Origin of the sequence: Sphingomonas sediminicola, from assembly GCF_014489515.1 — a bacterium.
In the GTDB taxonomy this organism is placed as follows: Bacteria; Pseudomonadota; Alphaproteobacteria; order Sphingomonadales; family Sphingomonadaceae; genus Sphingomicrobium; species Sphingomicrobium sediminicola.
In genome coordinates this window covers 2442738-2468694 of the sequence record NZ_CP060782.1, presented here as the reverse complement: position 1 = coordinate 2468694, position 25957 = coordinate 2442738, and the positions used below count along the sequence as shown (strand labels likewise).

24 protein-coding genes, 1 tRNA gene and 9 pseudogenes are annotated in these 25957 nt (G+C 63.7%); 8 read left to right on the top strand and 26 right to left on the bottom strand.

The window, feature by feature from the left end:
* Window position 1: 1 nt before the first annotated feature.
* Window positions 2-565: a hypothetical protein gene (locus tag H9L14_RS17525; protein WP_246444637.1), complete on the bottom strand. Its 564-nt coding sequence runs from the start codon at window positions 563-565 to the stop codon at window positions 2-4.
* A gap of 48 nt (window positions 566-613) precedes the next feature.
* Window positions 614-1281: pseudogene (gene aceA / locus H9L14_RS17520) on the bottom strand (isocitrate lyase); the annotation flags it as partial.
* 102 nt (window positions 1282-1383) lie between these two features.
* Here aceA and H9L14_RS13270 point away from each other — a divergent pair.
* Together H9L14_RS13270 and H9L14_RS17515 are read left to right on the top strand one after the other, a co-directional pair.
* Window positions 1384-2199 (top strand): helix-turn-helix domain-containing protein, encoded by an 816-nt coding sequence (locus H9L14_RS13270; RefSeq protein ID WP_187709985.1) that lies wholly within the window; start codon window positions 1384-1386, stop codon window positions 2197-2199.
* Window positions 2145-2824 (top strand): annotated as a pseudogene (locus H9L14_RS17515) (helix-turn-helix domain-containing protein). The gene H9L14_RS13270 and the pseudogene H9L14_RS17515 overlap by 55 nt, the downstream one beginning before the upstream one ends.
* On the opposite strand, the gene H9L14_RS13260 reads toward H9L14_RS17515, so the two are convergent.
* Window positions 2821-3732, bottom strand: a complete 912-nt coding sequence (locus H9L14_RS13260; protein WP_187708470.1) for a DUF5996 family protein — start codon at window positions 3730-3732, stop codon at window positions 2821-2823. The pseudogene H9L14_RS17515 and the gene H9L14_RS13260 overlap by 4 nt on opposite strands.
* Window positions 3733-3791: 59 nt before the next feature.
* On the opposite strand from H9L14_RS13260, the gene pheS reads away from it, so the two are divergent.
* Both pheS and pheT read left to right on the top strand, forming a co-directional pair.
* Window positions 3792-4859 carry a phenylalanine--tRNA ligase subunit alpha gene (gene pheS / locus H9L14_RS13255; protein WP_187708469.1) on the top strand — a complete coding sequence of 356 codons (1068 nt, stop codon included), beginning with the start codon at window positions 3792-3794 and terminating at the stop codon, window positions 4857-4859.
* Window positions 4856-7209 (top strand): annotated as a pseudogene (gene pheT / locus H9L14_RS13250) (phenylalanine--tRNA ligase subunit beta). The gene pheS and the pseudogene pheT overlap by 4 nt, the downstream one beginning before the upstream one ends.
* On the opposite strand, the gene H9L14_RS17160 reads toward pheT, so the two are convergent.
* From H9L14_RS17160 to ftsE, 6 genes and pseudogenes are all read right to left on the bottom strand, one after another.
* On the bottom strand, window positions 7186-7419 hold the full coding sequence (locus tag H9L14_RS17160) for a hypothetical protein (RefSeq protein WP_343070198.1): 234 nt from the start codon (window positions 7417-7419) through the stop codon (window positions 7186-7188). The pseudogene pheT and the gene H9L14_RS17160 overlap by 24 nt on opposite strands.
* 140 nt (window positions 7420-7559) lie before the next feature.
* A pseudogene (locus H9L14_RS17155) lies at window positions 7560-7655 on the bottom strand (1-acyl-sn-glycerol-3-phosphate acyltransferase); the annotation flags it as partial.
* Window positions 7656-7882: 227 nt separating this feature from the next.
* Window positions 7883-8416 (bottom strand): YdcF family protein, encoded by a 534-nt coding sequence (locus H9L14_RS13240; protein ID WP_187708468.1) that lies wholly within the window; start codon window positions 8414-8416, stop codon window positions 7883-7885.
* Window positions 8413-8772: an FtsX-like permease family protein gene (locus H9L14_RS13235; RefSeq protein ID WP_222949839.1), complete on the bottom strand. Its 360-nt coding sequence runs from the start codon at window positions 8770-8772 to the stop codon at window positions 8413-8415. Before H9L14_RS13235 ends, H9L14_RS13240 begins: the two co-directional genes overlap by 4 nt.
* Window positions 8772-9185, bottom strand: a complete 414-nt coding sequence (locus H9L14_RS13230; RefSeq protein WP_222949838.1) for a hypothetical protein — start codon at window positions 9183-9185, stop codon at window positions 8772-8774. Before H9L14_RS13230 ends, H9L14_RS13235 begins: the two co-directional genes overlap by 1 nt.
* A 100-nt stretch (window positions 9186-9285) precedes the next feature.
* Window positions 9286-9995 (bottom strand): annotated as a pseudogene (gene ftsE / locus H9L14_RS13225) (cell division ATP-binding protein FtsE).
* A 104-nt stretch (window positions 9996-10099) separates the two neighbouring features.
* Between ftsE and H9L14_RS13220 the strand changes: the two are divergent.
* A complete protein-coding gene (locus tag H9L14_RS13220) occupies window positions 10100-10972 on the top strand; it encodes a zinc-ribbon domain-containing protein (RefSeq protein WP_187708464.1) in 873 nt (290 codons plus the stop codon).
* Between the two features lies 1 nt (window position 10973).
* Here H9L14_RS13220 and H9L14_RS13215 read toward each other — a convergent pair whose 3' ends face one another.
* Window positions 10974-11195: a hypothetical protein gene (locus H9L14_RS13215; RefSeq protein WP_187708463.1), complete on the bottom strand. Its 222-nt coding sequence runs from the start codon at window positions 11193-11195 to the stop codon at window positions 10974-10976.
* A gap of 161 nt (window positions 11196-11356) precedes the next feature.
* Here H9L14_RS13215 and H9L14_RS13210 point away from each other — a divergent pair.
* Window positions 11357-11443 (top strand) — tRNA-Leu (locus H9L14_RS13210).
* Window positions 11444-11538: 95 nt separating this feature from the next.
* Here H9L14_RS13210 and H9L14_RS13205 read toward each other — a convergent pair.
* The 5 genes from H9L14_RS13205 to H9L14_RS13185 all read right to left on the bottom strand — a co-directional run bounded on the left by H9L14_RS13205 (window position 11539) and on the right by H9L14_RS13185 (window position 16415).
* Window positions 11539-14214, bottom strand: a complete 2676-nt coding sequence (locus tag H9L14_RS13205) for an SdrD B-like domain-containing protein (protein ID WP_187708462.1) — start codon at window positions 14212-14214, stop codon at window positions 11539-11541.
* 28 nt (window positions 14215-14242) lie between these two features.
* Window positions 14243-14590, bottom strand: coding sequence for a hypothetical protein (locus H9L14_RS13200; protein WP_187708461.1), 348 nt, complete (start codon window positions 14588-14590; stop codon window positions 14243-14245).
* Window positions 14587-15057 (bottom strand): fimbrial biogenesis chaperone, encoded by a 471-nt coding sequence (locus H9L14_RS13195; protein WP_187708460.1) that lies wholly within the window; start codon window positions 15055-15057, stop codon window positions 14587-14589. The genes H9L14_RS13200 and H9L14_RS13195 overlap by 4 nt, the downstream gene beginning before the upstream one ends.
* Window positions 15058-15210: 153 nt before the next feature.
* Window positions 15211-15735, bottom strand: coding sequence for a DUF4402 domain-containing protein (locus H9L14_RS13190; RefSeq protein ID WP_187708459.1), 525 nt, complete (start codon window positions 15733-15735; stop codon window positions 15211-15213).
* Window positions 15736-15890: 155 nt separating this feature from the next.
* Window positions 15891-16415, bottom strand: a complete 525-nt coding sequence (locus H9L14_RS13185; protein WP_187708458.1) for a DUF4402 domain-containing protein — start codon at window positions 16413-16415, stop codon at window positions 15891-15893.
* A gap of 163 nt (window positions 16416-16578) precedes the next feature.
* Here H9L14_RS13185 and H9L14_RS13180 point away from each other — a divergent pair, with 163 nt between their 5' ends.
* Window positions 16579-18729: a transglycosylase domain-containing protein gene (locus tag H9L14_RS13180; RefSeq protein ID WP_187708457.1), complete on the top strand. Its 2151-nt coding sequence runs from the start codon at window positions 16579-16581 to the stop codon at window positions 18727-18729.
* Here the strand turns inward: H9L14_RS13180 and H9L14_RS13175 are convergent.
* Together H9L14_RS13175 and H9L14_RS13170 are read right to left on the bottom strand one after the other, a co-directional pair.
* Window positions 18676-19299: pseudogene (locus H9L14_RS13175) on the bottom strand (M48 family metallopeptidase); the annotation flags it as partial. The gene H9L14_RS13180 and the pseudogene H9L14_RS13175 sit on opposite strands and share 54 nt — an antisense overlap.
* Window positions 19300-19371: 72 nt before the next feature.
* Window positions 19372-19820: pseudogene (locus H9L14_RS13170) on the bottom strand (YcgN family cysteine cluster protein).
* A gap of 66 nt (window positions 19821-19886) precedes the next feature.
* Here H9L14_RS13170 and H9L14_RS13165 point away from each other — a divergent pair.
* Window positions 19887-20486: an ankyrin repeat domain-containing protein gene (locus H9L14_RS13165; RefSeq protein WP_187708456.1), complete on the top strand. Its 600-nt coding sequence runs from the start codon at window positions 19887-19889 to the stop codon at window positions 20484-20486.
* A gap of 1 nt (window position 20487) precedes the next feature.
* On the opposite strand, the gene H9L14_RS13160 is transcribed toward H9L14_RS13165, so the two are convergent.
* From H9L14_RS13160 to H9L14_RS13125, 9 genes and pseudogenes are all read right to left on the bottom strand, one after another.
* Window positions 20488-20970, bottom strand: coding sequence for an MmcB family DNA repair protein (locus H9L14_RS13160; protein ID WP_187708455.1), 483 nt, complete (start codon window positions 20968-20970; stop codon window positions 20488-20490).
* A gap of 42 nt (window positions 20971-21012) precedes the next feature.
* Complete coding sequence (locus tag H9L14_RS13155; protein ID WP_187708454.1) at window positions 21013-21591, bottom strand: cell wall hydrolase; 579 nt, start codon at window positions 21589-21591, stop codon at window positions 21013-21015.
* 258 nt (window positions 21592-21849) lie between these two features.
* Window positions 21850-22149 (bottom strand): DUF1491 family protein, encoded by a 300-nt coding sequence (locus tag H9L14_RS13150; RefSeq protein ID WP_246444633.1) that lies wholly within the window; start codon window positions 22147-22149, stop codon window positions 21850-21852.
* 41 nt (window positions 22150-22190) lie between these two features.
* Entirely contained in the window at window positions 22191-22670 is a 480-nt protein-coding gene (locus H9L14_RS13145) for a PaaI family thioesterase (RefSeq protein ID WP_187708452.1), read from the bottom strand.
* Window positions 22651-23115 carry a PTS sugar transporter subunit IIA gene (locus H9L14_RS13140; protein WP_187708451.1) on the bottom strand — a complete coding sequence of 155 codons (465 nt, stop codon included), beginning with the start codon at window positions 23113-23115 and terminating at the stop codon, window positions 22651-22653. Before H9L14_RS13140 ends, H9L14_RS13145 begins: the two co-directional genes overlap by 20 nt.
* 65 nt (window positions 23116-23180) lie before the next feature.
* A pseudogene (gene hpf, locus H9L14_RS13135) lies at window positions 23181-23752 on the bottom strand (ribosome hibernation-promoting factor, HPF/YfiA family).
* Between the two features lie 65 nt (window positions 23753-23817).
* Complete coding sequence (gene dnaQ, locus H9L14_RS15190) at window positions 23818-24516, bottom strand: DNA polymerase III subunit epsilon (protein ID WP_222949991.1); 699 nt, start codon at window positions 24514-24516, stop codon at window positions 23818-23820.
* A gap of 126 nt (window positions 24517-24642) precedes the next feature.
* A pseudogene (coaE, locus tag H9L14_RS15185) lies at window positions 24643-25059 on the bottom strand (dephospho-CoA kinase); the annotation flags it as partial.
* 100 nt (window positions 25060-25159) lie between these two features.
* The gene (locus H9L14_RS13125) at window positions 25160-25738 is read right to left on the bottom strand and encodes a Maf family protein (protein WP_187708449.1); all 579 of its coding nucleotides are present in this window, start codon (window positions 25736-25738) and stop codon (window positions 25160-25162) included.
* Window positions 25739-25957 lie beyond the last annotated feature (219 nt).

Sequence of the window (25957 nt, the reverse complement as noted above, 5' to 3'; positions counted from 1 at the left end):
CCTACTCGGCCGCGACGATGAACTGAGCGGCTTCGGTCGATTCCTTGAGCGCGACGGTCGACGACTGGCCGCCGGAGATGGCGGTTGCGACAGCGTCAAAATATCCGGTCCCGACTTCGCGCTGGTGGCGGGTTGCCGTGTAGCCCTTGGCTTCGCTCGCGAATTCCGCCTGCTGAAGCTCGGAATACGCCGCCATGCCGCGATCGCGGTAGCCGCTCGCCAGTTCGAACATGCCGTGGTTGAGGCTGTGGAAGCCGGCCAAAGTGACGAACTGGAACTTGTAGCCCATCGCGCCAAGCTCGCGCTGGAAGTTGGCGATGGTCTGCTCGTCGAGCTTTGCACGCCAGTTGAAGCTCGGCGAGCAATTGTAGGCGAGCATCTTGCCTGGGAAGTGCGCGCGGATCGTCGCGGCGAAGATGCGTGCCTCGTCGAGGTTGGGGTGGCTGGTCTCGAACCAGATGAGATCCGCGTGCTCGGCAAATACTAACCCGCGCGAGATGCAGTGATCGAGGCCGGTGCCATCCTTGAGACGGAAGAAGCCTTCCGGAGTGCGCTCGCCGGTCATGAACGGCCGGTCGCGCTCGTCCACGTCGGAGGTGATCAGCTTCGCGCTCTCCGCGTCGGTACGGGCGACGAGGATCGTCGGAACGCCGCAGACGTCGGCTGCAAGCCGCGCCGCATCGAGATTGCGAACCGCAGCTTGGGTCGGGATCAGCACCTTGCCCCAAGGTGCCCGCACTTCTTCTCGGAGGCGAGCTGGTCCTCGAAGTGAACGCCGGCGACACCCGCCTCGATATAGGCTTTCATGATCTCGAAGCAGTTGAGCGGCCCGCCGAAGCCGGCTTCCGCGTCGGCGACGATCGGCGCGAACCAGTCGCGCTTCGCTCCGCCTTCGCTGTGCTCGACCTGGTCGGCGCGCTGAAGGGTGCGATTGATACGCTTGGCAAGCTCGGGACCAGTGTTCGCCGGATAGAGCGACTGGTCGGGGTACATCGAGCAAGCGGTGTTGGCGTCCGCAGCGGCCTGCCAGCCTGAAAGATAGATCGCCTGTAATCCCGCGCGAACCATCTGCATTGCCTGGTTACCGGTAACGGCGCCGAGCGCGCGGACCGGCTCATCCTGTTGCAACAACTCCCACAACCGAAGCGCCCCGCGGCGCGCGAGCGTGTGCTCGATCGGGAAAGAGCCGCGCAGCCGGAGCACGTCCTCCGCGCTGTACGGACGCTCGATGCCCTCGAACCGGCCGGAGGGAGCGGAAACCACGACACCGAAGTCAGCCATTACGAATCCCCTATGATCAGGATCGCAGGGAAACACGGGTTCGTGGTAAATGACGCACAGATAAGGGCAGAGACGACAAGACTAGACTTGTGTTGTTTGTAAATTCCTTCACAATCTGACGATGGTTGCACAGCGGAAGCTGTTTCTGGGGCAAGGCTACGAAGGCTTCGGCGTGAACGAGGCCTCAACCAGGCCGCCATGGCGGACGAGATCGGCATCTCCGCTTCCTACCTGAACCACCTCGAGCGAAATCAGCGGCCCGTCACCGCCGGCATCCTGCTTCGGCTGGCCGAGGCCTTCGACATCGACGTGAAAGCCTTCGCGACGGAGGGTGGTGACACGGCAGGCGCGGACCAGCTCGGCGAGATCTTCTCGGACCCGGTCCTCGCGGACCTCGGCGTGGGCCGCGCGGAATTGATTGAGCTTGCCGACAATGCGCCCGCAGTCTCGGAAGGCGTGGTGCGCCTCTACACGGCACTTCGCGAGCTTCAGCGGAGGCCTCCGGGTGGTACGGACGAGGAGGTGGCAGGCGACCCGAGAGCCCTCATCACACCCGAGACCTGGGTCCGCGACTACATCCAGGCGCAGCGCAACTACTATCCCGAGCTCGAGGAGCATTGCGAGACGCTTGGCGATTCGCTCAGCGACCCGCTTTCCGTCTCCGAAGCACTCCGCCGGCGCCTGAAGGAAGCGTACGGCGTCGAGGCGCAGGTCGTTTCGCCCGAATTGCTCGACAATTTCAGCCAGCATTACGACGCTCAGCGACGGACCTTCATGATCTCCGCGCTGCTTCGGGCCGAGAACCGAACGTTCGGCCTCGCCTACCAGCTGGCGCTGCTGGAGCTTGCCCCCTGCTCCAGCGGATGTGTGACGACGCGCGACCGCCGGACGCCGGTACCCGTGCCCTGCTCCACATGAGCTTCGCCAATTATGCCGCGGGCGCGATCATGATGCCCTACGGCCGTTTCCTCCGTGCCGCGGAAGAGCATCGCTACGCGATCGATCGGCTATGCGGACAGTTCGGGGCCAACGTCGAGCAGATTGCCCACCGCATGACTACACTCGGACGGTCCGGAGCGCGCGGCGTCCCGTTCTTCATGCTTCGTGTCGATCCGGCCGGGAACATCTCCAAGCGCTATGCCGGCGAGAATTTCCCCTTCTCCCACTTCGGGGCACCTGCCCCCGCTGGCACCTCCACGCGGCTTTCCAGACGCCCGGCCAGACGATCCGCCAGCTGATCGAGACTCCCGACGGCCAGCGCTTCTTCACCATCAGCCGGACGATCGAGCGGCCTATCAGACCCGAGCTCCGCGACGACGCCCTGCTAGCGATCGGCCTGGGCTGCGACATCCGCTACGCGCCCCGCATCGCCTATGCCGACGGGCTCGACCTTGCGAACACGCCCGCAACGCCCGTTGGTCCGGCTTGCTCGATCTGCCCAAGGATGGAGTGTGCCTACCGAGCTATGCCGCCGGCAGGGCGAATGCTGGCGGTGCATGAGAACCGAAAGACGATTTCGCCCTTCCCGTTCCTGCCCGGCTAGGGCGCGACGGGCTCCCGCTCAAGCATCGGGCGATTCCACGCCGCCAGATTGGCTGCGGCTTCGTAAGCGGATTGGAGGAACTCGCCCAGCATCCGGTCGGGGTCGGGCGCGGCTCGTACCTTCGAATAAGGCAGGACGAACTCGCCGAACGTCGTGTCATATGTGCCGTGCGCGACCCTCGCTTCTCGATAGCCGGGCGGCTCCGGATAGATGTAGCTGTAGAAAAAGGGGTCGGCCTGCGTCACGCCGCCCGCCCAGAAGCCCGCGCTGGCGACTTCGCGGCTATAGGCCTCGCGCGTGATGCGGTCCGGCAGGCCGGGAACACCGCCGGGGTGTTCCGGCGCCTTCCGTCCCGAAAAGACGCTCGACGCCAGGTCGAAGCTGCCCCACCAGAAATGGACGGGACTCGCTTTTCCTTCAAAGCCGGCACGGAAATGCTGGAACGCCGGCATGACCGCCGCAAGCGCTTCCCTGAACCTGCTTGCCGAGTCGCGGTCGTAGTCGCGTGGTGCCGTGTCCTCAGCGAACGGGATCGCTTCTGGAATCTCGTTCGGACGGCCATCGAAGCTAGACGGAAGGCCGTGCAGGTCGAGCATCGCGACGAGCCGCCGATGGAGGGCTGCAATGCTTCCCGCATTCAGCGGTAGCTCCTCACGCGATTCGTCGCTCGCCCACAGGACGATCGCATGGCGGCACAGGTCGAGGGTCAGCGTGAAGGTCCGGCCGTCGCCCGACGCGGTAGGCAAGGTGGATAGACCACGGGCGTTCGGCTGAAGCGCTACGTGCCAGCCATGGTTCGTCCACGGGGCGTGGGCGACCCGGATCTTGCCGAGCATCTGCGCCGCAAGGTGCAGAATGCTGAGCGTCTCGTGATCTCGCACCGGATCGAGCACAGGCCAATCGCTCATCGGGCGCGCCTTAGCACAGGCCTTTGCATTTTGCGCTGCGGTGCAGCTAAGGCCGCCCCATGGCGTCAGACACCGACCTTCTCGACCAGATCCGAAGCGCAGCCGACCTGGGTGCGCTCGATCAACTTCGCGTGTCCGTGCTCGGCAAGTCCGGAAGCATCACGCAGCAGCTTAAGTCGCTTGGTTCGATGGATCCTGAGACGCGAGCGGCCGAAGCGCCAAAGATCCATGCCTTCCGAGAGCAGGTCACGAGCGCCCTCGCCGATCGCAAGTCTGCTCTCGAAACTGCCGAACTCAACCGCAAGCTGGCGACCGAGACCCTCGACCTGTCGCTGCCCGCGCCGGAAACGCCGAGCGGCACCGTTCATCCGGTTAGCCAGGTGATGGACGAGCTGGCGGAGATCTTCGCCGACCTCGGCTTCGCGGTTGCCGAAGGTCCGGAGATCGAGGACCAGTGGCACAACTTCACTGCGCTCAACATGCCGGAGTTCCACCCGGCGCGCGCGATGCAAGACACCTTCTACCTCGAGCGGCATGAAGGAGAGCAAGAAGCAAAGGTCCTGCGCACCCACACCTCGCCGGTTCAGATCCGCGAGATGCAGGCGAAAGGCGCACCGCTCTACGTTATCGCGCCGGGCCGTGTGTACCGGTCCGACAGCGACGCTACCCACACGCCCATGTTCCACCAGGTCGAAGGCCTGGTCATCGACCGGGCAATCCACATGGGTCACCTCAAGTGGACGCTGGAGACCTTCCTCAAGGCCTTCTTCGAGCGTGACGACGTCGTGCTGCGCATGCGCCCGTCCTATTTCCCGTTCACCGAGCCGTCGGCCGAGGTCGACGTCGGCTACACGCTCGTGAACGGCAAGCGCACCATCGGCGGCAGCGAAGGCTTCATGGAAGTGCTCGGCTCCGGAATGGTTCACCCGAAGGTGATCGCCAATTGCGGGCTTGATCCCGACAAATGGCAGGGCTTCGCCTTCGGCTGCGGGATCGATCGCCTGGCGATGCTTAAATACGGAATGGATGATCTCCGCGCCTTCTTCGACGGCGATATCCGCTGGCTGAAGCATTATGGCTTCCGAGCGCTCGACGTGCCCACGCTCAGCGGAGGAGTGGGCGCATGAAGTTTTCGCTGAGCTGGCTGAAGCAGCACCTCGACACCAATGCCGACGCACAGACGATCGCCGACACGCTGACCGCGATCGGCCTGGAAATCGAAAGCCTCGAGAATCCGGCCGAAGCCCTGGCGCCGTTCCGCGTCGCCAAGGTGCTAACGGCGGAGAAACATCCGCAGGCGGACAAGCTTCAGGTCCTCACCGTGGATGCGGGCGAGGGCGCGGTGCAGGTCGTCTGCGGCGCTCCGAACGCGCGCGCCGGAATGCTCGGTGTGTTCGGACCTCCGGGCGCCTACGTTCCCGGATCTGACCTGACACTGAAGGTTGCTGCCATCCGCGGAGTTGAGAGCCGGGCATGATGTGCTCCGTTCGCGAGCTGCAGATCGGCGAGGAGCATGACGGCATCATCGAGCTCCCGGCCGATGCACCGGTCGGCACCTCCTTCGCCGATTATGCCGAGCTCAACGACCCCGTGTTCGACGTGAATGTCACGCCCAACCGTCAGGATTGCATGGGCGTTCGCGGAATCGCTCGAGACCTCGCTGCGGCAGGCCTCGGTACGCTGAAGCCGCTCGCAGTTCCGCAGATCGAGGGCAGCTTCAAGTCCCATATTGATATCCGCATCGAGGATTCGGAAGGCTGCCCGGCCTTCTTCGGGCGAGCGGTCCGCGGCGTCCGCAACGGACCGTCGCCTGACTGGATGCAACGCCGCCTCAAGAGCGCAGGCCAGCGGCCGATCTCGGCGCTCGTCGACATTACCAATTACGTGATGCTCGATGTCGGCCGTCCCGCGCACGCCTACGACATCGCCAAGCTGGACGGAGCGCTCATCGCTCGGTCGGCGCGCGATGGCGAGAAGGTGCTCGCGCTCAACGAGAAGGAATATGTGCTCGACCCGTCGATGACCGTCATCGCTGACGAGCGTCAGGTCCACGACATCGGTGGAATCATGGGCGGCGAGGATTCGGGCGTTACCGAGGGCACGACCGACGTGATGCTCGAGATCGCCTATTTCACACCGGACAAGATCGCGCAGACAGGCCAGAAGCTCGGCCTCACCAGCGACGCGCGCAGCCGCTTTGAACGCGGTGTCGATCCCGCCTTTCTCGCCGACGGTCTGGAGATCCTCTCTGGCCTTATCCTCGACATTTGCGGCGGCGAAGCTTCGGAGGCGATCCACCAAGGCGTCCCGCCGGTCGAGGATCGCACCGTTCGCTTCGATCGCGACCGCGCCTTCGCTCTGGGCGGAGTGGAAGTGCCGGAGGAGCGCCAGCGCGCAATCCTCGAATCGCTGGGTTTCGAGTTCGCCGGCGCGAACGATGTGCGGGTCCCCACGTGGCGGCGCGATGTCGCCGGAACGGCCGATCTCGTGGAGGAAGTCGCGCGCATCATCGGCTACGACCGCGTCATCTCCACACCCCTGCCTCGCAAAGCAGGCGTCGCCAAGCCGACGGCCACTCGGTCGCAGATGATCGAACGGAACGTCCGCCGTGCCGCTGCAGCGCGCGGGCTCGATGAGGCCGTGACATGGAGTTTCATTTCGGAAGAGGAAGCCGCGGCGTTCGGCACGACCGATTGGCGATTGGCCAATCCGATAAGCGAAGACATGAAGGTCATGCGGCCTTCCTTGCTTCCGGGCCTGATCGCTGCTGCGCGCCGCAACCTCGATCGCGGGGCGCCGTCCACGCGGCTGTTTGAGATCGGCCGCCGCTACCTCGCTGATGCTGAGCATCCGACCGCCACCTTGCTGCTTGCCGGCGACAAGCAGCCGCGCAGCTGGCAGGCTGGAAAGGCCAAGGCGTTCGACGCCTTCGATGCCAAGGCCGAGGCTCTCGCTCTTCTCGATGCTGCCGGCGCGCCCGTGGCGAACCTTCAGCTTTATCCGGACGCCGGACCGACATGGCATCCCGGCCGCTCGGCCACGCTACGGCTCGGGCCAAAGACGATCGTCGCCGCGTTCGGCGAGCTTCACCCACGGCTCGAAAAGCTGGTTGACGCACCTAAGGGCTCTGTGGCCGCAGAGGTCTACCTCGATGCGATCCCGGCACCGCGTTCGAGCGGTCACGCCAGGCCGCATTACAAGCCGCCTGCACTCCAGCCAGTAACCCGCGACTTCGCCTTTCTCGTTACATCGGACATCCAGGCCGACAATCTCGTCCGCGCAATCCGTGGAGCCGACAAGCAGGCTATTAGCGCGGCTCGGCTGTTCGATCGGTTTGAATCAGCTGACGGCCTTAGCCTGGCGGTCGAGGTTACGCTGCAGCCCGGCGATAAGAGCTTCACCGAGGCCGAGCTGGCCGAGATCTCGAAGCGGATCGTTGCCGCGGCTCAGAAACTAGGCGCTCGGCTGAGGAGCTAGTTCGAGGGCGTTGATCGCGGCGTGCACGCGTGCCTCGATCTCGTCGCGCTTCAGCCCAGCAGGAATCGCCTCTCCAACGAGGAAGTGCACGGTTCCGCTGCCATGCGGCAGGTTGCGGCCCCAGAAGCGGCCGCTGTCGACCGCCACTGGCACCACGGGCATGCCCAGGACTTTGTAGAGCCCTGCGAAGCCGGCCTGGAGCGGAGGCATTGTCCCTGAATGGACCCGTGTTCCCTCCGGGTAAATGAGCACTGGCCGCCCGAAGCTGCCGCCTCCTTGCCGGCCACAAGCATCTCGCGAAGTGCCTTAGCGCCGGCCTCCCGATCAACAGGAATGACGCCATAACGTCGCGTTGCCCAGCCGAACCCGGGCAGCCTACTGAGCTCGCGCTTCAGGATAACGACCGGCGTCCTGGCTATCCGCATCATTTCCAGCGTTTCGAACATCGACTGATGCTTGACCGCGATCAGAAAGGAGCCGTTGGGGATAGTGCCACTGACCTCCACTCGTGTTCCGAGCAGGCGCACGAACCAGTGATGAAAGTCGGTCCACGCATGCACCACCGATCGCATCGGTCCTGATCCGAACAGGCTCGCCACGAAACAGGCGAGCACGAACACTATCGTCGCCGGATAGAAGACCAAAGCGTAGACCGCCGATCGCAGCAGCGACATCACACGTCGATCCAGACGGCCGCGCGTCTCAGCAGATATTTGTTGTACTCGGCGAAGAGGGTCATGAACGACGGCTCGGTGCGGACGGCGTCGTGAGTTATCTCATACTTGCCGCCTAGCACTCGCCGGAATTCGTAGGCCGCGCGGCGCATGTGCCAGTCGTTGGTGATCAATCGAACCGACTTGTAATTGTGCCTGGCGAGCCAGCGCTGCGCTTCCTCCGCATTGGAGCGAGTGTCGACGGATTCGCTTCCAAGGTCCACGCAGCAGCGAACCAGGCTGCTTTTCGCCCCGAAGCGGGAAATCAGGTCCTTCTTCGTCACCAGCGGATCTGCGCCCGCGATCAGCACTCTTTTTGCCTTTCCCTTTTCGAGGACCGTCATCGCATGCTCGATCCGCCCTTTCCCGCCCGTGATCACCACCACAGCATCCGTGCGCACCGCGGCATCGGCGGGTCGTCCCAGCGTCACTCCGAAGAAGATGAAGCCGAGCGCGTAGAGGAGAATGAGGAAAGAGACGAAGCGCGCGATCATATGACCTTGTGCAATGCACTGAGCACCGCAAAGCGCGCAACAAGCGTCGCCAGCAAAACTGCGGCCACAGGCATCAGGGCGAGGACAACGAAGTCGCTGACACGAAGCGGAGGTCCGCCAGCGAGATCGCTTGCCATTGCCAGGCCCCCGGCGCCGATGACGATCAGAGCCAGCGCCGCAGCGAGGCCTCCCGCAACCGCGCCGGCCAGGGCGTCGAGAGCGATTTTGCGCTGAAACAGCAAAGCGACCTGCTGATCGGTCGCGCCAATCCCGTGCATGGTCTCGATTGTCGAGCGATGCGTGTCGAGCGCTCCCCTCGCAGCCAGGACGACCGCTGCAGACGTCGCTGCGGCCATCAGGAGTACGAGCGCCACGGACAGCCAGCGTAGCGCACGCAGCGAGGCGAGCAGCGGCTGAACCGTCGCCTGCTCCGCGATGAAGCGCGCACCGGGAATGGTCCGACCAAGCAAAGCGCCCACCTGCGCCGGATCAGCGGTCGGAGCCAGCTCGAGATGAACCAGGGCCGGCACGGGCAATTCCGCACCCAGCCCCCGGGACCCAGCCACTTTTCCAGCGTTTGCCGCATTTCCGCTTCCGGCACTGCCGCGACGGACGCAACGCCCGGAACGGAACGGGCTGCGCGCTCGACGGCCGCGAGCTTGCCGCCGCCCCCGTCCGGGACCTGCAGCACGTAGCGATGCTCGACGGCGCCCGCGACGATCCCGGCCGCATTGGCGAGTGCAAGTCCGGCGGCCGCAACGACCATCATCGCGAAGGTCATGATCGCAATGACATAAGGGTCGGGCCGCGCATCGCGCCGCCCGGGAGCAACCTGCGCTCGGCCTCGGTCCCCGCCAAGAAGGCCAAACTCATCGGCCGCGTACCTCCGTCGGAGGATTGCGCAGAATACCGGTGGGATCGGCCATTGAGCCCTTCTCGAGCCGCATCAGTCGGGCCCCCGGCGTCCTCGCGATCAGGCTAACATCGTGAGTCGCGACCACGATCGTGGTTCCGAGCCGGTTGAGCGCAGTGAACAAGTGCAGCAGGCGGGTGGCCATGTCCGCATCGACGTTTCCGGTCGGCTCATCGGCAACGAGCAGCTCGGGCTGGCTGATGACCGCCCGGGCAATCGCCACTCGCTGTTGCTCTCCGCCGGAAAGCGTCGGCGGACGCGCGCTCGCGCGATCTGCAAGCCCTACCCAGGCAAGCATCTCGCGGACGGGCCCCTCTACTTCAGCATCGCTCCTGCCCGCGATGCGCAAAGGCAGCGCGACATTGTCGAAGGCCGACAGATGCCGGATCAGGCGGAAATCCTGGAAGACGACCCCGATGCGTCGCCGAAAGTCGGGCAGGACATCGCGCGGCGCGTCCGTGAGATCCTGATCAAACAGCTGGATCCTTCCGCGGGTCGGTCGGCGGGCCAGGTACAGAAGCTGGAGCAGGGACGTTTTCCCTGCACCGGACGGTCCGGTCAGGAAATAGAATCCGCCCTTTGCGAGCCGGAAATCGAGGTCGCGAAGTACTTCCGCCCCGTGCCGTAACGCAAACCAACACTGTCGAATTCGACGATTGCCGACAGATGCCCGCCCCTCCTTGCCACCCGGCTTCTCGCATGGGGCCGCCGCCTTGCCAATGGCCGCACATTCCTGTTTACCCTCTGCAAACGAAGGACGAGTGTTGCGCATGATCCTGACCTGCCCTTCCTGCGGCACCCAATATGTCGTGAAGGACGGCGCCATCCCGCCGGCAGGCCGTCAGGTTCGCTGCAAGGCCTGCCAGCACAGTTGGCGCGAATTTCCGTCTGCCTCCGAGACACCTCCCGAGCCTAAAGCTGAGGCCGTTTCGCGCGAGCCGGAAGTCGGACAGCGAGAATTCGAAGCAGTTGAAGAGCAGACCGCTCAATATTTACCTGAGGATTACGGAGAGGCTTCGACCGACGAGGAGCGACTTCCAGAGGCAGTTGCGGCGTCCGCCGCGTTCGAGGAGGACGAACCGCTTACCGAGGCGCCGAGCCCTCCGCCCATCCCGCCGGAGACCGAAGTCGTAGGTCTCGCCGAAGCGACGCCGTCCCATCGGCTGGAATGGGTTGAGGAAGATGAGGATTTCACCCCCTTCGCGCCACGAGAGGCCGAGCCGAGGAAGTCGCGCGGTCGATTTCTGATCGTCGCAATCCTCGTTCTACTCATTGCCGCGATCGTGGCCGGCGTGTGGTTCCTCGCGCCGCTGGAGCTCCGTCAGCGCCTGGGCATAGCCGATGCGGGCGACACTCCGCTCCAGCTGATGATGACACACAGCGACCGTACTCAGCTCGCGAGCGGCAATGAGTTCCTGAACATCAGCGGGCGCATCATCAACCCTACGGACCAGCAGCAGAAGGTCCCGCCGATCTACGCGCAACTCCACGACGCGTCAGGAAAGGTCGTCTACAAGTGGACGATCCCGCCGCCGATGAAGACGATCCCGCCCGGCGGCAGCGCGAGCTTCAACAGCGCGGAGCTCAACATTCCTCCGGCCGCGCAGGAACTCACCGTCACGCTCGGCGAGCCGAAGATCTGATTCAGTAGAATTCGACCAGTGGGGCGGACCGGATAGATCCGTCGCGCTCGCGCACCAGGGCTGTCCGCACGATGCTTTCGTCGAAGCCCGTCGTCTCGCTGAAGTGAATCTCCGCTCCACGTATGATCCGGATCGTCGCTTGCGCCGGCTGTGCGGCGACGACGTGCATCGCCGGTTCGGCAGAGGCATTTGCGGAGATCGCGGCGAGAAACAGCGGCAACATTCCGCATTGCTAAACGCCCGGACGGTCAATGGTAAACAGTCTCTTAAGCATTCGTCCCGGCGCGGGACGAAACGGCAGCGTTGCGCGCCTTGGAATCCCTTGCTAGAGGCGCGCGCCTACCGGGATTGCGGCCGACGGCCCACTCCCCATCTTCATGACGTGCGGTCGTGGCGGAACTGGTAGACGCGCAGCGTTGAGGTCGCTGTGGCCGAAAGGCCGTGGAAGTTCGAGTCTTCTCGACCGCACCATCTGAAATCCTGAAAGAGTCGGATCGCTCCCTCCCGGGCGAGTTTCTGTTTTTGAGAATCAATAGCGGAATGGGAAGTCGTCTCGGACGACTTCTTCAGTTGGCGGACGCCACGCTCGGTATCTTCGTGACCTGGATCGAGCCCATTCGAGCCACCGATCGGTCCTCATTGACCTCGGCGGACGCATTCAAGCTGGGCAGGATTTTTGCCGCGGTCGCGGATTCTGCGCTGACGCGCACGGAGTACCGGCCGTATGGCACGCGCTCGAACAGGTAATAGCCGTCATAATCGGTCTCGGCCGTTGCGACGATCTTGCCCGCTTCGTCTAGCAGCTCGAGTTTGAGGCCTTCGAAGCCCAGGCCGCCGCTCTTGATAATCGCGCCTTCGATTTCGCCGCCGCCGACGAGCCCGATCTCGACCTCCGCAGGCACGCCCGGACGCGGAACCACGACCTGCAAGGCCTTCCTTGGAACGAGATTGGGGTCGGCGAGGCTGCTGGGATCGATCCCCACGGCAACCGGAGTAAACGTCGCCAGTCCCCCGACCAGGACCGCCCCTCGTTCGTCGGTGGGCTTTTCGGTGATGCGCGTTCCCGTCGTGATTAGGGCACCCTTCTCGAAAGGCTCCGAATTATCGCGGACGCCATTGTCGTTACGGTCGCGATAGACGCGCGCGCGCACCGCCCCTGCAGCGGCAAGTGGCTGACGCGAAAGGCCAAATCCGTGGCTTGGATCGAGCGAGAAATTCAGGTTGAACCCGACCGCGACCGATCCGTCGGTTGCCGCCTCGCCCGTGACCGCAAGCGCCATCGAGTCGAAACGCCGGATATGCGAGACGCGCGCACGCGCTCGTTTCGCACCCGCGTCATACGCAAGCGCGCCCTCCCAATCGACATGTTCGCTCGCCGACCAGTAAGCGCTGAGCTCCGCAGAACGGAAGCGCGCCTGTGGCGCGACCTCCATGCTGCCGAAGCCGCGCAGGCGAACGTTTCCGATTCCGCCCGACCCGATCAGCGCAACCTCGACCGCGCCGGGCGGCGATGGCCCGTGAGCCAGGAATTGGCGGCGATAACGCACGTCTGTGGCGAGATTGAATCGCCGAATCGTGGTCGAAAGCCGTGCGGCAGCTTCCAATTGGCTGGAATTATCCGCCTGCTTGATTAGCCGGACGTCGGCATGCGCGGGGACGACGGAGCGGCCGATGCGAAGCGGCGTGTCGACGGCCAGCTTGAAGTCCTTGACCGTCCTTCGCAGTTGCTGGCCCTGCAAATGAAAGTTGCTGGCGACCAGAGCTTCGCCGCTGACGTTAATTTTCCCGAACTTTGCAAGCACTTGCGCATGTGCCGCACGCCCGCCTCCGCTTTCCCAGGCGACGCCGGCCTCGACGAGCGCCGGACCGATCGAGCGGCGAACCGACCCTTCGACGAACGTCACGCGCTCATCTTCGATCAGCATTGCGCGCGCGATCGTTGCGACGGATGTCCGGTCGTCGATGCCGTGCTCGACGGAAACTGCCGCCTGGGCCTTTGGAAGGGTCAGCGCGTCCGGTGAATTATGGAATGCGACAACATCCCTGCCGGGCTGGTTCACGCCGGCCCAGTACCAGGTCTTGCCAGCCGGCACGTTATCCTGGCCGACGTTGATCATCTCCTCGCGCGTCCGGATCTGCCCTTGCGGCCCATAGAGGACGATGCTGACTTGGTTTTCGCCGTACAAAAGCTGAACGTCGTCAAAGACATAGCGTGACCCCGCAGTGGGGCGGGCAAATGCCAGAAGCTCGCCGTTGCGATAAAGCTCGGCCTCCCACCCGGCGGGCAGATCACCTTCGAACCGTGTCTTGTCGAACGCGGTCGGGTTGAAGAGCGGACGGTTGGTGACGACCGCGCCTCGCCCACTGGCTCCGGAGCCGCCAAGGCCGCTGTCGAGCCCCGCGACATCGCCAAAGCCGAAATGCGTCGCCTTGAGCGGGCCTAGGAGGCCTGCGTCAGGGTCCGAGCGATAGGCGCGCAGTCGCAACGTGCTCGGGACGCCCTTCGCGTTTGTGGAGAGCTTCGCATCGTAGGACATCCGCGCAACCTCGCCCGCCGCGTAGATCGACGTGCTGCGATCGACCCGGACGCCGTCGTTGGCGCGATAGGTAACTCCGGCGCTGACCACGAAGTCCAGCGCGGGTGCTCGCCACATCCGATAGGGGAGCTTCACCTGCGGGAGGCTCTTCAAGTCGAACTTTGCGGGCTTGATCTGCGCCGCACGCCGCTCTCGCTCGACCGCGAGCTCGACCGGCAGCTTCGCTTCCGATTCCAGGATCAGCGCCGAGGCGCCTGTGTTCGCCTTGATTCCGATCCCGAACCACCGCGCGAGTGCAGCGCTATCCACGCACCAGCCTTCGGGCGTCTCCCGAACCGTCCCGCGAGCCAGCTTTTCCGTGTTTTGTCCGTAAGTTGCGACGCCTGACGACGCGTCGACGACGATCCTGTTCTGCTCCTTGAACGCCCAGCCGCTGGCCTTCTTCGCGGCGAGGTCGATCTTCATCGGCACATCGAGGGCAGTCAGGAAGTCACCAAAGATGATGCACGTGCCTTCGGGCGTCTCATAAGCGCGAACGCCGTCCCCGAGGCGGAGACGGCGAACGTTTACGTCGAGTAGGAACTGGGCTTCAGGATCCGCCGACCAGCCGTCGGCAATGGGAGTGGCTGCGGGCGCACTGATCCCGCCGGCGCAGGCCAGGCCAAGCAGGGCGATCGCCCGGAGCTTCTTGCCGATGCGGAGCATCCTCCTGTCTCGCCACAGCCCCAGCGGCCTAGTTCAGGACCGCGTCCGCTTCCGCGATGGTCAGCGGGCCGGTGTCGCTCGGCTCGACATACTGGACGGTCACCCGGCCCTTTGCGGAGGACGCATATTTCTCATCGACCGGTATGGTGAGGCTGCGCTGGCCGACTTCGGTGTAGATGGCGACGCCGCGCTGCACGGCGATGGGATCCTTGATCCCCGCCTTCATCACGCGGACCTCGCCGAACGTAGAGCGCTCCCCCGCCCGGGTCAGCTCGAGGCTGACCGCCGGCTTGCCTTCGGCCTGCGTCAGCTTGACGTTCGCGATGCCGGCCTTAGCTTCGAGGTTGCCGAAACGCGCGATCACCGGGATGGTCACGCCGTAAATGGGGTCAGAGCGAAGGCGATCCCCTTCACGTCCTTGGGTGCCTCGACCGGGCTCGGCGGCGGCACCGCCCGAAACAGCAGGTGGACGCGATATTCGCCGTCGGGGAGATCCTTGGGGGCGCGGGCCGAAATGCGGATCGTTTGCGGCTCGCGCGGAGCCAGGGTCACGCGCCGGGGCGCGTAGACGATCATCGACTGGGCCAGCTGCTCCTCCGCATCCGGATCGGTCACGTCGTGAAGCATTCCGTCGGGAGTCATCCGGCGAAGCTCGACCGAGATCCGGTAAGTCGCGACATCGTCGCCGATGTTGTTGAGGATGATTTCCGTCCCGCGGCTTCCGTTCAGAATGATGCGCGTCGGCGCCACCAGAAGGTCGCCAACCCCGGCCTGTACGGCCGGCGCCCAAAGCAACATTGGAACAAGCAGCGCGGCGCGGGCCGCTACGCGGAACAAGGACATTCTATTCTCCCCACGGGTTCGTGGCGGAGAGTTGGTCCAAAATGGTTGATATCCCGCTAACCATGCCGGTTTCCCCGGCCGAATAACGGAAAAGGGGTCGCGGCGAACCGCGACCCCTTCCCTTCCGATCAGCCCTTTCGGGCCGTCAGCAGCTTACTGGTAATCAACGGTGACGTTGATGTTGCCGCTGTAGACGCCGTCCGTGGTGGTCGGCGTAATCACGATCGAGCCGCCAACGTTGAAGTTGGTGCCCGGAGCGCCCGAGTTGGTGAGCGTCGTCGTCGCCGGAGCGTTCGGCGTGAACGACAGCGTCGTAGCGTCGTTCGCGTTCGTCAGCGGGCTGGCGACGGCGAAGATCTGCACGACCTGGTTGTTGGTGCCCTGCACGTTGTACTGCGCAGAAACCGGAGCGCCCGAGCAGGTCAGGCCACCCGAACCGCAGGTAACAACGCCGGCCTGGGTCATCGAAACGGTCTCGCCACCGGCAGCAACCGTGCCGAGCGTGATCGTTCCGAAGTCGAGGTTACGAGTCGCGGTCAGCAGAAGCGGACGGACGATTTTGGCGCGAGCCGTAGCAGGCGTGCTAGCACCGACGGGTGCAGCGACGGCCGGCGTGGCGATCAGTGCGGTGGCAGCGACAGACGCAGCCAGGCACGTCGTACGAAGGAGTTTCGTCATTGAGATTTCCCCACTTGTTCCGAACCAAAAATATCGCGGCTGGTGGACCGGCGGTCCGCTCACCCGTGACTGCTGCATTAACCCCACCCGATTACGGCTTGCTTCAAGGGCATGGTTACCGAAGCGGAAAGGATTCACTCCGAAACGGAGAATATTCAGAGATATTCGACGGTAATCGGTACGTCGCCGCGGAAGTCGCCGTCGGTATTTCCTGACAGCCGGATCCTTCCTCCGAAGCGGAAGGACAGGTTTCCCGAAGAATCGAGCCGCGGTGCCGAAGAGAGGTCGGTGACGATCTGGTCGATACTGATTCGCGCTCCGTCGAGCGAGTAGAGCTCGATCCGCTCCGGAAGCTCGACCCGGATCAGTCGCCCCGGCTCTCCTCGAACACTCGCTTGGCCGACCATTGCCCGGCCGCTGATTGCCTCGACCGAGCCGCTGGCCTGGCGAGTGCCGTCGGGACGAAGGGTAGCCGTGCCATCGCCTGGGCCAACGACGACGAGGCGATCGAAGTCGAGACCAGCCTCGATCTGGAGATCGATCGGACCTTCGGCGCCCTCAGCTGCCGGCATCGTGCTCGGCTTCTCGCAGAGGCGGCATTGGGCGCGCGCCGATGGTGGCGCCGACAAGGATGCCGCCGCCGCAAGCCCGATTACAAAGAGCGCAGTGCGCGTCTTCATGGCTCCGATAGCTATTGGGCAAACCTCAAAACACGGTTAATCCGCCGCTAACGCGGCAATTGGGATAGGTGCGCCGGACGGCGAGCGCGCGGTGGGAGATAATGATGACGGTAAAGACTGGCGCTTGTCGGTAGACCCGCGAGTTTCTATCCGTCGTGGCAAGATGGCCCGCGCCGCTCCTACTCCCACCCGCAGGCCGTTAGTGACTGCGCTGAAGATCTTGATCTACGTCGCGCTCGTCGGTCTGCTTGCGCTGATCGTCTCGGTAGCCGTCGCCTACGCCAACCTCCCGAGCTATTCCGAACTCGCGAAGCGCTCCGACCTTGGCCAGATGATCCGGGTCCGGGCCGCAAACGGTGCCGTTCTGGTCAACATAGGGCCCAGCTTCGGGCAGTGGCTTCCTTATGAGCAGATCCCTCCGGAGATGCGGGCCGCGATGATCGCGGTCGAGGACAAGCGCTTCCGCTCGCATCTCGGTGTCGACCCCATCGGCGTCGTCCGCGCCGCCAAGGTCCGGATCGACACCGGACGCTGGGCGCAGGGCGGTTCGACCATCACCCAGCAGCTCGCCCGCAACATCTTCCTGACCAACAGCCGCACCTTCGGCCGCAAGATCAAGGAAGGCGTTCTTTCGCTCGCGATCGAACGGAAGTTCTCGAAGAACCAGATTCTCGAGCTCTACCTCAACCGCGTCTATTTCGGCGGTGGCGCCTACGGCATCGACGCTGCCTCGCGCCGGTTCTTTGGGCACAGCGCACGCAGCCTCTCGCTCGGCGAGGCGGCGATCATCGCCGGCCTTGTGAAGGCGCCGTCCAATTATTCTCCGACAGCCGACGTCGAAGCCGCCCGCGACCGTTCGGAAGTCGTGCTTAAGACGATGGTCGAGAATGGCTTCGTCACGCCCGAGCGCGCGGCGCAGGTCGATTCGGCTGCGGTCAAGATCCAGCCGACCACCAAGCAGAACAGCGTCCGCTATTTCACCGACTGGGCACTTCCCCAGCTCGATACCCTGATCGACGAGAACACTCAGCCGATCGAGGTCTGGACAACGCTCGATCCCAACATGCAGGCGGCAGGTGAACGCGCCATCGCTGCGAACACTCCGAGCCAGGCGCAGGGCGCGCTCGTCGCTATCGATCGCGATGGCGCAGTGCGCGCGATGATCGGCGGCCGCGACTATGTGGACTCGATCTACAACCGTGCGACCCAGGCCGAGCGCCAGCCCGGCTCCGCGTTCAAGCTTTTCGTTTATCTCGCGGCACTCGAATCCGGGATGAAACCGACCGACACGATCGTCGACGAGCCGGTGACGATCGACGGATGGACGCCGCGCAACTCAACGCGCACGAACCGCGGACCCGTCAGCCTGCGCGAGGCCTTCGCCCTTTCGATCAACACGGTCAGTGCCAAGATCGGCGCCCAGCTCGGCTTCGGGACGATCGCCGACATGGCTCGCCGGTTCGGGATCAGCACCAATATCTCGACCTTTCCGTCGATGGTGCTGGGAACGAGCGACGTCCGCCTCATCGACATGACTCGAGCCTTCGCCTCGGTCGGAAATCAGGGTGTTTCCGTCACGCCTTATGCGATTCGCAAGGTCGTCACCGCCGATGGGCGGCTGCTGTACCAGAAGGAAAGTGATGAGGGCCGGGTGCTCGTCGCGCCCTGGGTCGCGGCGGAAATGACCGACCTGCTCCAGTCCGCGGTGCTAACCGGTACCGGCCGGGCTGCGCAGATCGGGCGTCCGGTCGCGGGCAAGACCGGCACGACCAGTTCCAACAAGGACGGCTGGTTCATCGGCTTTTCCAGTGGCCTGACTACTGGCGTGTGGATGGGCCGGGATGACGCTCGGCCGGTCGCCGGCCTTCAGGGCGGCACTGCGCCGGCACGTGCGTTCCACGATTTCATGGCCGTCGCCGTTGCTCGTCGGCCCGTCGAAAGCTTCCAGACCGAAGTGCCGATGCCGGACTGGAACATCGAGGGCGAGGAAGACCCCTACGCACTCGGGAATGAAGTCGGGAGCGCGCCGCTGGTGGACGAATATGGCAACCCGCTCCCCGGCCAACCCGTCGATACCATGCCGGTGCCAGGCCAGCCGCTGCCTCAACAACCGCAGCAACCAGGGCAGGCCGGTGCTCAGACGACCGAGCAACTCGATCAGCAATGGCTCGACCAGGTTCTCCCGCCGGGAAGCACCCAGCGTCAGCCGCAGAGACAGCCGCCGCAACGTCCGCAGGTCGTCAGGCCGCCGGCCCCGACCTCACCGCGTCCTGCCGATCCGCTTCAACCGGCTCCCGATACGCCGCAGCAATAGGCGTGCCGCTTCGGCATCGCCTTCGAACAGGCGAGACTCCAATGCCTTGAACTCGCGGCCATGGTTCAGGTGGACGAGATGCGCGACCTCGTGCGCGACAACGTACTTCCGGACCTCAGGCGGCGCTAGAATAAGCCTCCAATTGTAGCGAATGCGCCCGGCCGAAGAGCAGCTGCCCCAGCGCGTTTCCGCATCCCCGACCGAGACCGCCTTAAGGGTCACTCCGGCGCGGTCCGCGGCCTCCGCAGTCTCTCGCGAGAGCGTGTCGACCGCTCTCCGCTTCAGAAACGTCTCAACCCTTCGCGCGAAGCCCTCTTCGGGTCCGCCGCAGGTCAAACGCACGTTGTCCAGGACCGGCGTTCGCCGTCCCGACGCGACCCGCTCGAGCAGGACGTCGCGACCCTCCACCGGGATGGTTGCACCTGGAACGAACGGTTCCGGCGGAAGCATCGCGCCAACCTGCGCTTCCACCCATTCCTTCTGCTCGGCGGCCCATTCCAGCGCCGCCTTGCGGTTCATCCTCAGAGGGCCAGTCAGCTTCAGGAGGCCGCGCTTCTCGTCCAGCCTTAGTCGAAGCCGCTTCGCCCTCGCATCCCGCGAATCTCCACTGGAAGCGGGAGATCGTCGTGCCGGAAGAGCGCCTCAGAGCGAGCGATCGACCACATGGTCTTCCAGTTCTTCGACGTCCTTCTCGCTTACGGTCCAGCCGCGTGTTGATTGGCGGGCTTCGTGGACGGTCTCGCGGCTTCCCGAAATCAGATAATGCCAGGCGGGAGGGGCTTACCTTCGGACCGCAGGCGATAGGCGCAGCTTTCGGGCAGCCAGTCCAACGACCCGATGCTCTTGCGATTGAGCACGACGCAGTCGGCGACCCTCTTCTTGCGATGCGCATAATCGATGCACATGCCGTTCCTGCGGTCGAGCAGCTCGCAGGCGACGTTCGTCGGGTAGAGAAGACCGGTCTCCTCGTCCTCGAGCTTGTGCAGGCAACAACGGCCGCAGCCATCGCACAAAGCCTCCCACTGTCCACGGTCCAGCTCGGACAGAGGCTTTTCCCAAAAAGGATTGGAAGAGTTTCGCGCGTCGGCCATGACAAGTTCAGACATGCTTTGCTATCGGGGCGCATTCAAGGAGCCGAGGGCAAAAGGGCAAAGAATATGAAACGGTTCGCTTTGGTCGCGCTCGCGCTCGCGTCGGCATCCGCACCGGTGGGTGCACAATATATCTCGGACGCGGAGCCATTCATCAACGCCGTGCGCGACCGAGACGGCAACAAAGTCACCGAACTGATCGAGGCGAGGCCGACGATCGTCAACACCCGCAACCTGAAGGGCGAAACGGCGCTGATCATCGCCATCTCCCGGACCGACGATTTGTGGACCAAATTTCTCCTCGGCAAGGGCGCGAATCCCAGCCTTGCGAATGCATCCGGCGACACGCCCCTGATTGCTGCAGCACGCGTCGGCTACACCGAGGCCATCGAGATCCTGCTTGCCCTTGGGGCGAAGGTCGATGTCGGAAACAAGATGGGTGAGACCCCGCTGATCGTTGCAGTCCAGCAGCGCCAGCTCGAGGCCGTGAAGCTGCTGCTCGCGAAGGGCGCCGACCCGGACAAGAAGGACTCGGCTGCCGGCTATTCCGCGAGGGACTATGCCAAGCGCGACACCCGTAGCCGCGCGCTTCTGACGGCCATCGAATCGGCCGCGAAGCCGAAACCCGCGAAGACCGAGGACCTCGACAGCTTCAAGCTGAAATAAGCTAGAAGTCGTCCCCCATGCTGGGGTCGATCTGCGCGGACAGCCGACGCGCCGCACGCCTGGCGAATCGCAACAGTTCCGCCTTTCGTCTTGCGGGAGCGAGCGGCCGATGCAGCGCCTCGCGCATCAAAGCCGCGTCATAGCGGTCGGCGACGATCAGTCCCGCCTCGTTCGGCATAAATCGCTCACCGTTGCAGATCGGCGCGAGGTCAGGCGGCACGGCCCAGAAGAACCGGTCGCAATATTCCAGGTAATCGGTCCACTTCGCATCGCTCAGCAGGTCCGCTTTCGCGACCTTGATCTCAACGATTGTCAGCGCGCCCTTTGCATCGATAGCCATCATGTCGGCGCGCCGGCCGTTCGGAAGCGGCACTTCACAGATGGCGAACAGATCCGACCGGCAAAACAACCGCGTCACCCCGCGCGCCACTTCGGCCGCGATTGGCGGCGCATCGGTAAAGCACGAATCGATTAGGGTGGCCATCGCTGGCCACCCTAGAACGAAACAAGAATATCGAAAACCGCTCTAGCGGTAGAAGATATGATTGCCGACCGATGCGACGCGCCTCAGGCGCCAGCCCGGAGACACGCGCTTGGCGTGGAAGAACAAGGCGTTACCGACAACCGAGTCCTTGAGATCCTGATCGACGATCTTGGCGATTGCGACAGCGGTCTGCCATTGCTTGCTCGCACGCGGGACCGACGGAAGCGACCGCCCGCGAATGAAGCTGAATTGGCTGCGCTGGAACAGGACGCCGCAATAGGTCGAAGGGAAGCGGCCATTCGAATTCGCGCGATTGGCGATCACTTCGCCGACGGCCAGCTGGCCCGCGAGCGGCTCACTCTTGGATTCGAAGTAGACGCCAACCGCGAGGCACTCAAGCTCGCGGCTACCGGGCTCGGAGCTGCGAAGCTGGGCCACCAGTGAGGAGAGATCGCCGCTCGGCTTGACCGGAGTCGGTGTCGCTGTCTCATCGCTGTCGGCGGAATTGGCATCTGCCGGATCGATCGTATCCGGGGTGTAGGTCGGGTTCGAGATGGGTTCGGGTACGACGATCTTCGGATACGAAGCGGTCGTAACCGGAATAATAGGTTCAGAGGACATTGGGCCTACCTGGGCCGGCGCAACCGAACTTGCGGTTGCAGCTGCGAAAACCAGCAGTGCCGATCGAAACGATACCAACATTAAATCCGAATTTAGTGCGGTTAACCGACAGACAGGCGCGTCTCATCACGTTCGAAAACGTACGATCGCGCCTGGTGTTGATTCCCCGTCTTGCGTGGCACCTGCCCCCGGCTCTTTCCGGTCGGATGGTGCCCCCGCTCTGTCTTGTCCCCTGTTTTCCCGGTGGGAGGGCAGGGGTCAACTCGAATGGATCGTTTCAGCGATGAATCGTTCCGGCTCCGCGATATCCAGTTCAATTAACCATGAATCAGCGTCGAACCGCTGCCGCCGCGCGATCAATTCGCGCAAAGAGTCGGAACCTTGGCTCTCTTCTGCTTTCTTGAACGTCCACTCGTAGGTGAAGTCGGGGCCAAGCTCGCGCTCTAGAATTCCGCGGAATTCTCCCCTTTCGTTGAGCAGGAGAGTCAGCGCACCACGATCGGGATCGCCCTTGCGAAGCACCATTGCGAATCCGCCCGTAGCCTCTGCCCGGCGCATGATCGCGGCCGCCTCGAGATGAGCCGGCAGCCGATCCTTCGTCACTCTTTGTAGCCTGACAGGCCGCTCAACGGGATGTGCGACCTCAGGAAGGTCCCGGTTCCGCGCGCGGCCTCCTCGCCATCGGGACCGATGATATGCGCGTCTGCGATCATCACTCGCCGACGGCCGCTGATCCACCTGCCCTCGGCGATGGCCTCGCCCGCACGCATCGGCCGCGTGAAGTGGAGATTGAAAGCGGTTGTCAGTAGGAAGCGGTCGCTGATGAGGCTGTTCGCAGCATAGAACGCCACGTCGTCCAGCATCTTGAAGTAGAGCGTGCCGTGAGCCGCTCCCGCAGCATGGTAGGAGGATTCCTCCACCTTGAAGCGGATCCGCGCCTGGCCCGGCCCGGTGATCTCGATTTCTGATTCAAAATGCCGGTTGACGGGGGCCGAGCGATAGAGCGCTTCGAGGCGGCGATAGTGCGCCTCGGCACCCGTCGCCGTCAGTCGCTCGACGTCAGGCGGCGTCTCGCTCATCGGCCCCCATGAGAACCGCCGCGAGGGCGTCGCGGCTGCGGGCACCGCGCATCTTCTCGAGCGTCGGCGCGTGACGCGTCACCCGGCTGATCGCGGCAAGCGCTTTCAAATGCTCGGCTCCGGCATCGGGCGGCGAAAGGAGAAGGAAGACCAGATCGACCTTCTGACCGTCGATCGACTTGTAATCGACCGGATCCGACAGGCGGGCGAACAGGCAGTAGATTCGGCTCAGCCCCTCGATCTTGCCGTGCGGGATGGCGACTCCCTGGCCGAAACCGGTCGAGCCCAGTCGCTCGCGTTCGCTGACGCTCGATAGAATCTCGCCGGCGTCGGCATCGAGGCGGCCGGCCGCGATCTGCGCGAGCTGCTGAAGCAACGCGCGCTTGTTGCCGCCCGGAAGGGACGGCTTGATCGCGTCAAAATCGAGAAAATCCGAAAGGTGCATATCTTACTCACGACCGCGGTGGAGACGCCGCCGCGCCGCCACCGATACACATATTGCAAATGTTGTCAGCCGGCGGGCGGTTCAACCCAGCCGATATTACCGTCGTCGCGGCGGTAGATCATGTTGAGTTTCCCCGATGCACTATTCTTGAACATCAGCGCATTCGTGTTGCGAAGATCGAGCAGCATGACCGCGTCGGAGACGCTGGCTTCCGGGATGTCGACCTTCGTCTCGGCAACGATCGTCGGATGCATTGCCTCGTCCTTTTCGACGGGCACTTCCGGCTGAGGCGCGAAGACCGTGTAGCCGGCATCTTCCACGAACTGCGACGTGCCGTCGGCTTTGTGCTCGCGAAGCCGCTTGGCATATTTGCTGAGCTGCTTCTCGATCTTGTCAGCCGCACCCTCGAACGCGATGTGCGCCTCGGGGGCTCGCTGATGCGCTTTCAGGACGACGTTGTTGATGACCGGGGCGACGATGTCGCAGACAAAGTCTGCGTAGGGCCCGGACTGAACGTCACGTTCGCAGCAACTGCGCGTGGAAAATATTTCTCAGCGAGTCCTTCGATCCGGCTCACGGCCTGAGTCTGCAAGGAATCTCCGACGTCGACCTGATGGCCCGTCACCCGTACGTCCACCTAACCAGCCCTCCTTTCTGCGCGGCGCGCCGCTTAGGCGCGCTGCGGCCAATGCGTCAATCGCCTCAGGCGACCGCTGCGTAGCGTTCCCAAAGTGGGCTCGCCATCTGAGCGATAAACGCACGATGCCGCTCCAGTTCCTCCGAGCTCGCAAAGTGCGGGCGCGGAACGCGGGGCTCGCGAACCGTCACAGTCGGTCCGCTAACTCTGACTTCCCTGGCGTCCGTTTCGGCCACCAGGCCAAGGCCGATCTGCCGGCCTCCGGTGAGTTCCACATAGACCTGCGCAAGCAGTTGCGCGTCGAGTAAGGCGCCATGCTTTACCCGGAGACTGCGATCCACGCCGAACCGCGTGCAAAGCGCGTCGAGGCTATGTTTGGCGCCGGGATGCCTTGCCCTTGCGAGCACCAGGGTATCGACCATCCGGCTCATGCAAACGGTCGGGCGGCCGCAAATCAGGAGCTCCTGGTTGAGGAATCCGAAGTCGAACGACGCGTTGTGAGCGACGAGCGGCGCGTCTCCTAGGAATTCGATCAGCTCTTCAACCTTGTCGGCGAACAAGGGCTGCGCCGACAGGAAGATGGTGCTGAGACCGTGGACGGCCTCCGCTTCGGATGGCATCGCCCGTTCAGGGTTGAAGTAAGCGTGAAAATGGCGGCCCGTTTCGACCCGATTGATCATTTCGATGCAGCCGATTTCGACCATTCGGTCACCACCGGCCGGATTGAGACCGGTTGTTTCCGTATCGAAGACGATTTCGCGCACAGCTCTTCTATCCACCTCGCCCGATTCCGAGACAAGACAGAATGTCGCCGACCTGCCGCTCAGTTGTGGATAGGTCGCCCCCGTATCTACCACGAAATCGGCTCGTTTGCGCTTTTCGTCGTCGCGCATCTGGCGCGAAAGGATCGCGTCGAGCTTTTTCGCCGTCATGCCGGGCCGGGACAGGACTCGCTCACGCTGGATTTCGGGCGGCGCCGAAACGACGATGATCTTGTCGAAGGCATTCTCGCCTTCCGTCTCGAACAGCAGCGGAATGTCAAACAGCAGTGCCGGCGCATCCCGGTTCTTTTCGATAAAGTGAGTTCGGGCCGACTGTACGGCGGGATGGACGATGGCCTCGAGCGCCTCCAGCTCTGCGGGAAAGCCGAGCACCTTGAGCGCAAGACGCTCGCGATCGAGGACGCCGTTCGTCACCGTCCCGGGGAATCGTTCGCCGATAGCGAAAATGAGCGCGGGATCATTGGCCTGGAGATCGCGCACGACAGCATCGGCATCGAACACCGCGACTCCGGCGCGCTCGAACATCTTCGCGACTGTCGATTTGCCCATGCCGATCGATCCGGTGAGAGCCAGCCGCATCACGACCGAACCCAATCGCAATAAGTGACATCATGACGCCGTGACGTCATCTTGCCAGGATCTCCCGCTTTCGAAGCGCTTTGAGGACCGGAATCAGCGGCATTCCCATGATCGTGAAATGCCCACCGATGATCCGGTCGAACAATTGGATTCCGCGTCCCTCGATCCGGAAGACTCCCACACAATTGCCGACTTCCGGCCACTCGGCATCCAGATAGGATTGGATGAAATCCTCGCTGAGGTCGCGGACATGCAGCTCGGCACGACCGACATCGCTCCATTCGATGGATCCGCCGCGCGCCAAGGCGACGGCGCTGTACAGCTGCATCGGCTTGCCCGAGAACAGCCGGAGATGGTCGGCGGCCTCTTCGCGGCTTCTCGGCTTGTCGAAGAGCCGTTCGTCGACGCGTACGACGGAATCGCTTCCGATCACCCAATCCCCAGGGCGATTGGAGCTGACCGAGGCAGCCTTGGCCTTCGCCAACTCCAGGGCGATCGTCTCCCCATCATCCATGCCCGCCTTAAGCGCGGCCTCGTCGACCTCCGGCCGGACAACATCAAACTCAACGCCCGCGTCTTCGAGCATCTTGCGGCGAATGGAGCTTCCGGAGGCGAGAATGAGCACGTTTCGAACAACCTTGTGGAAAACTGGTGTGGCGTCCTAGCGCGGACATGGGGACTGGCTCAACGGACGCGTTGTCCGACATCCATTTCGGTCCTTCCCGAGATTCATCCACGGAGGCGGGATTCGATCCCCAGCCTGTGAATCATGGGCAACAGGCGTCGCGACTCGCCGCCTCTCCTTCAGAGTCTGATTCCCCGCTTGTTGGCAAAATCGGGAGCC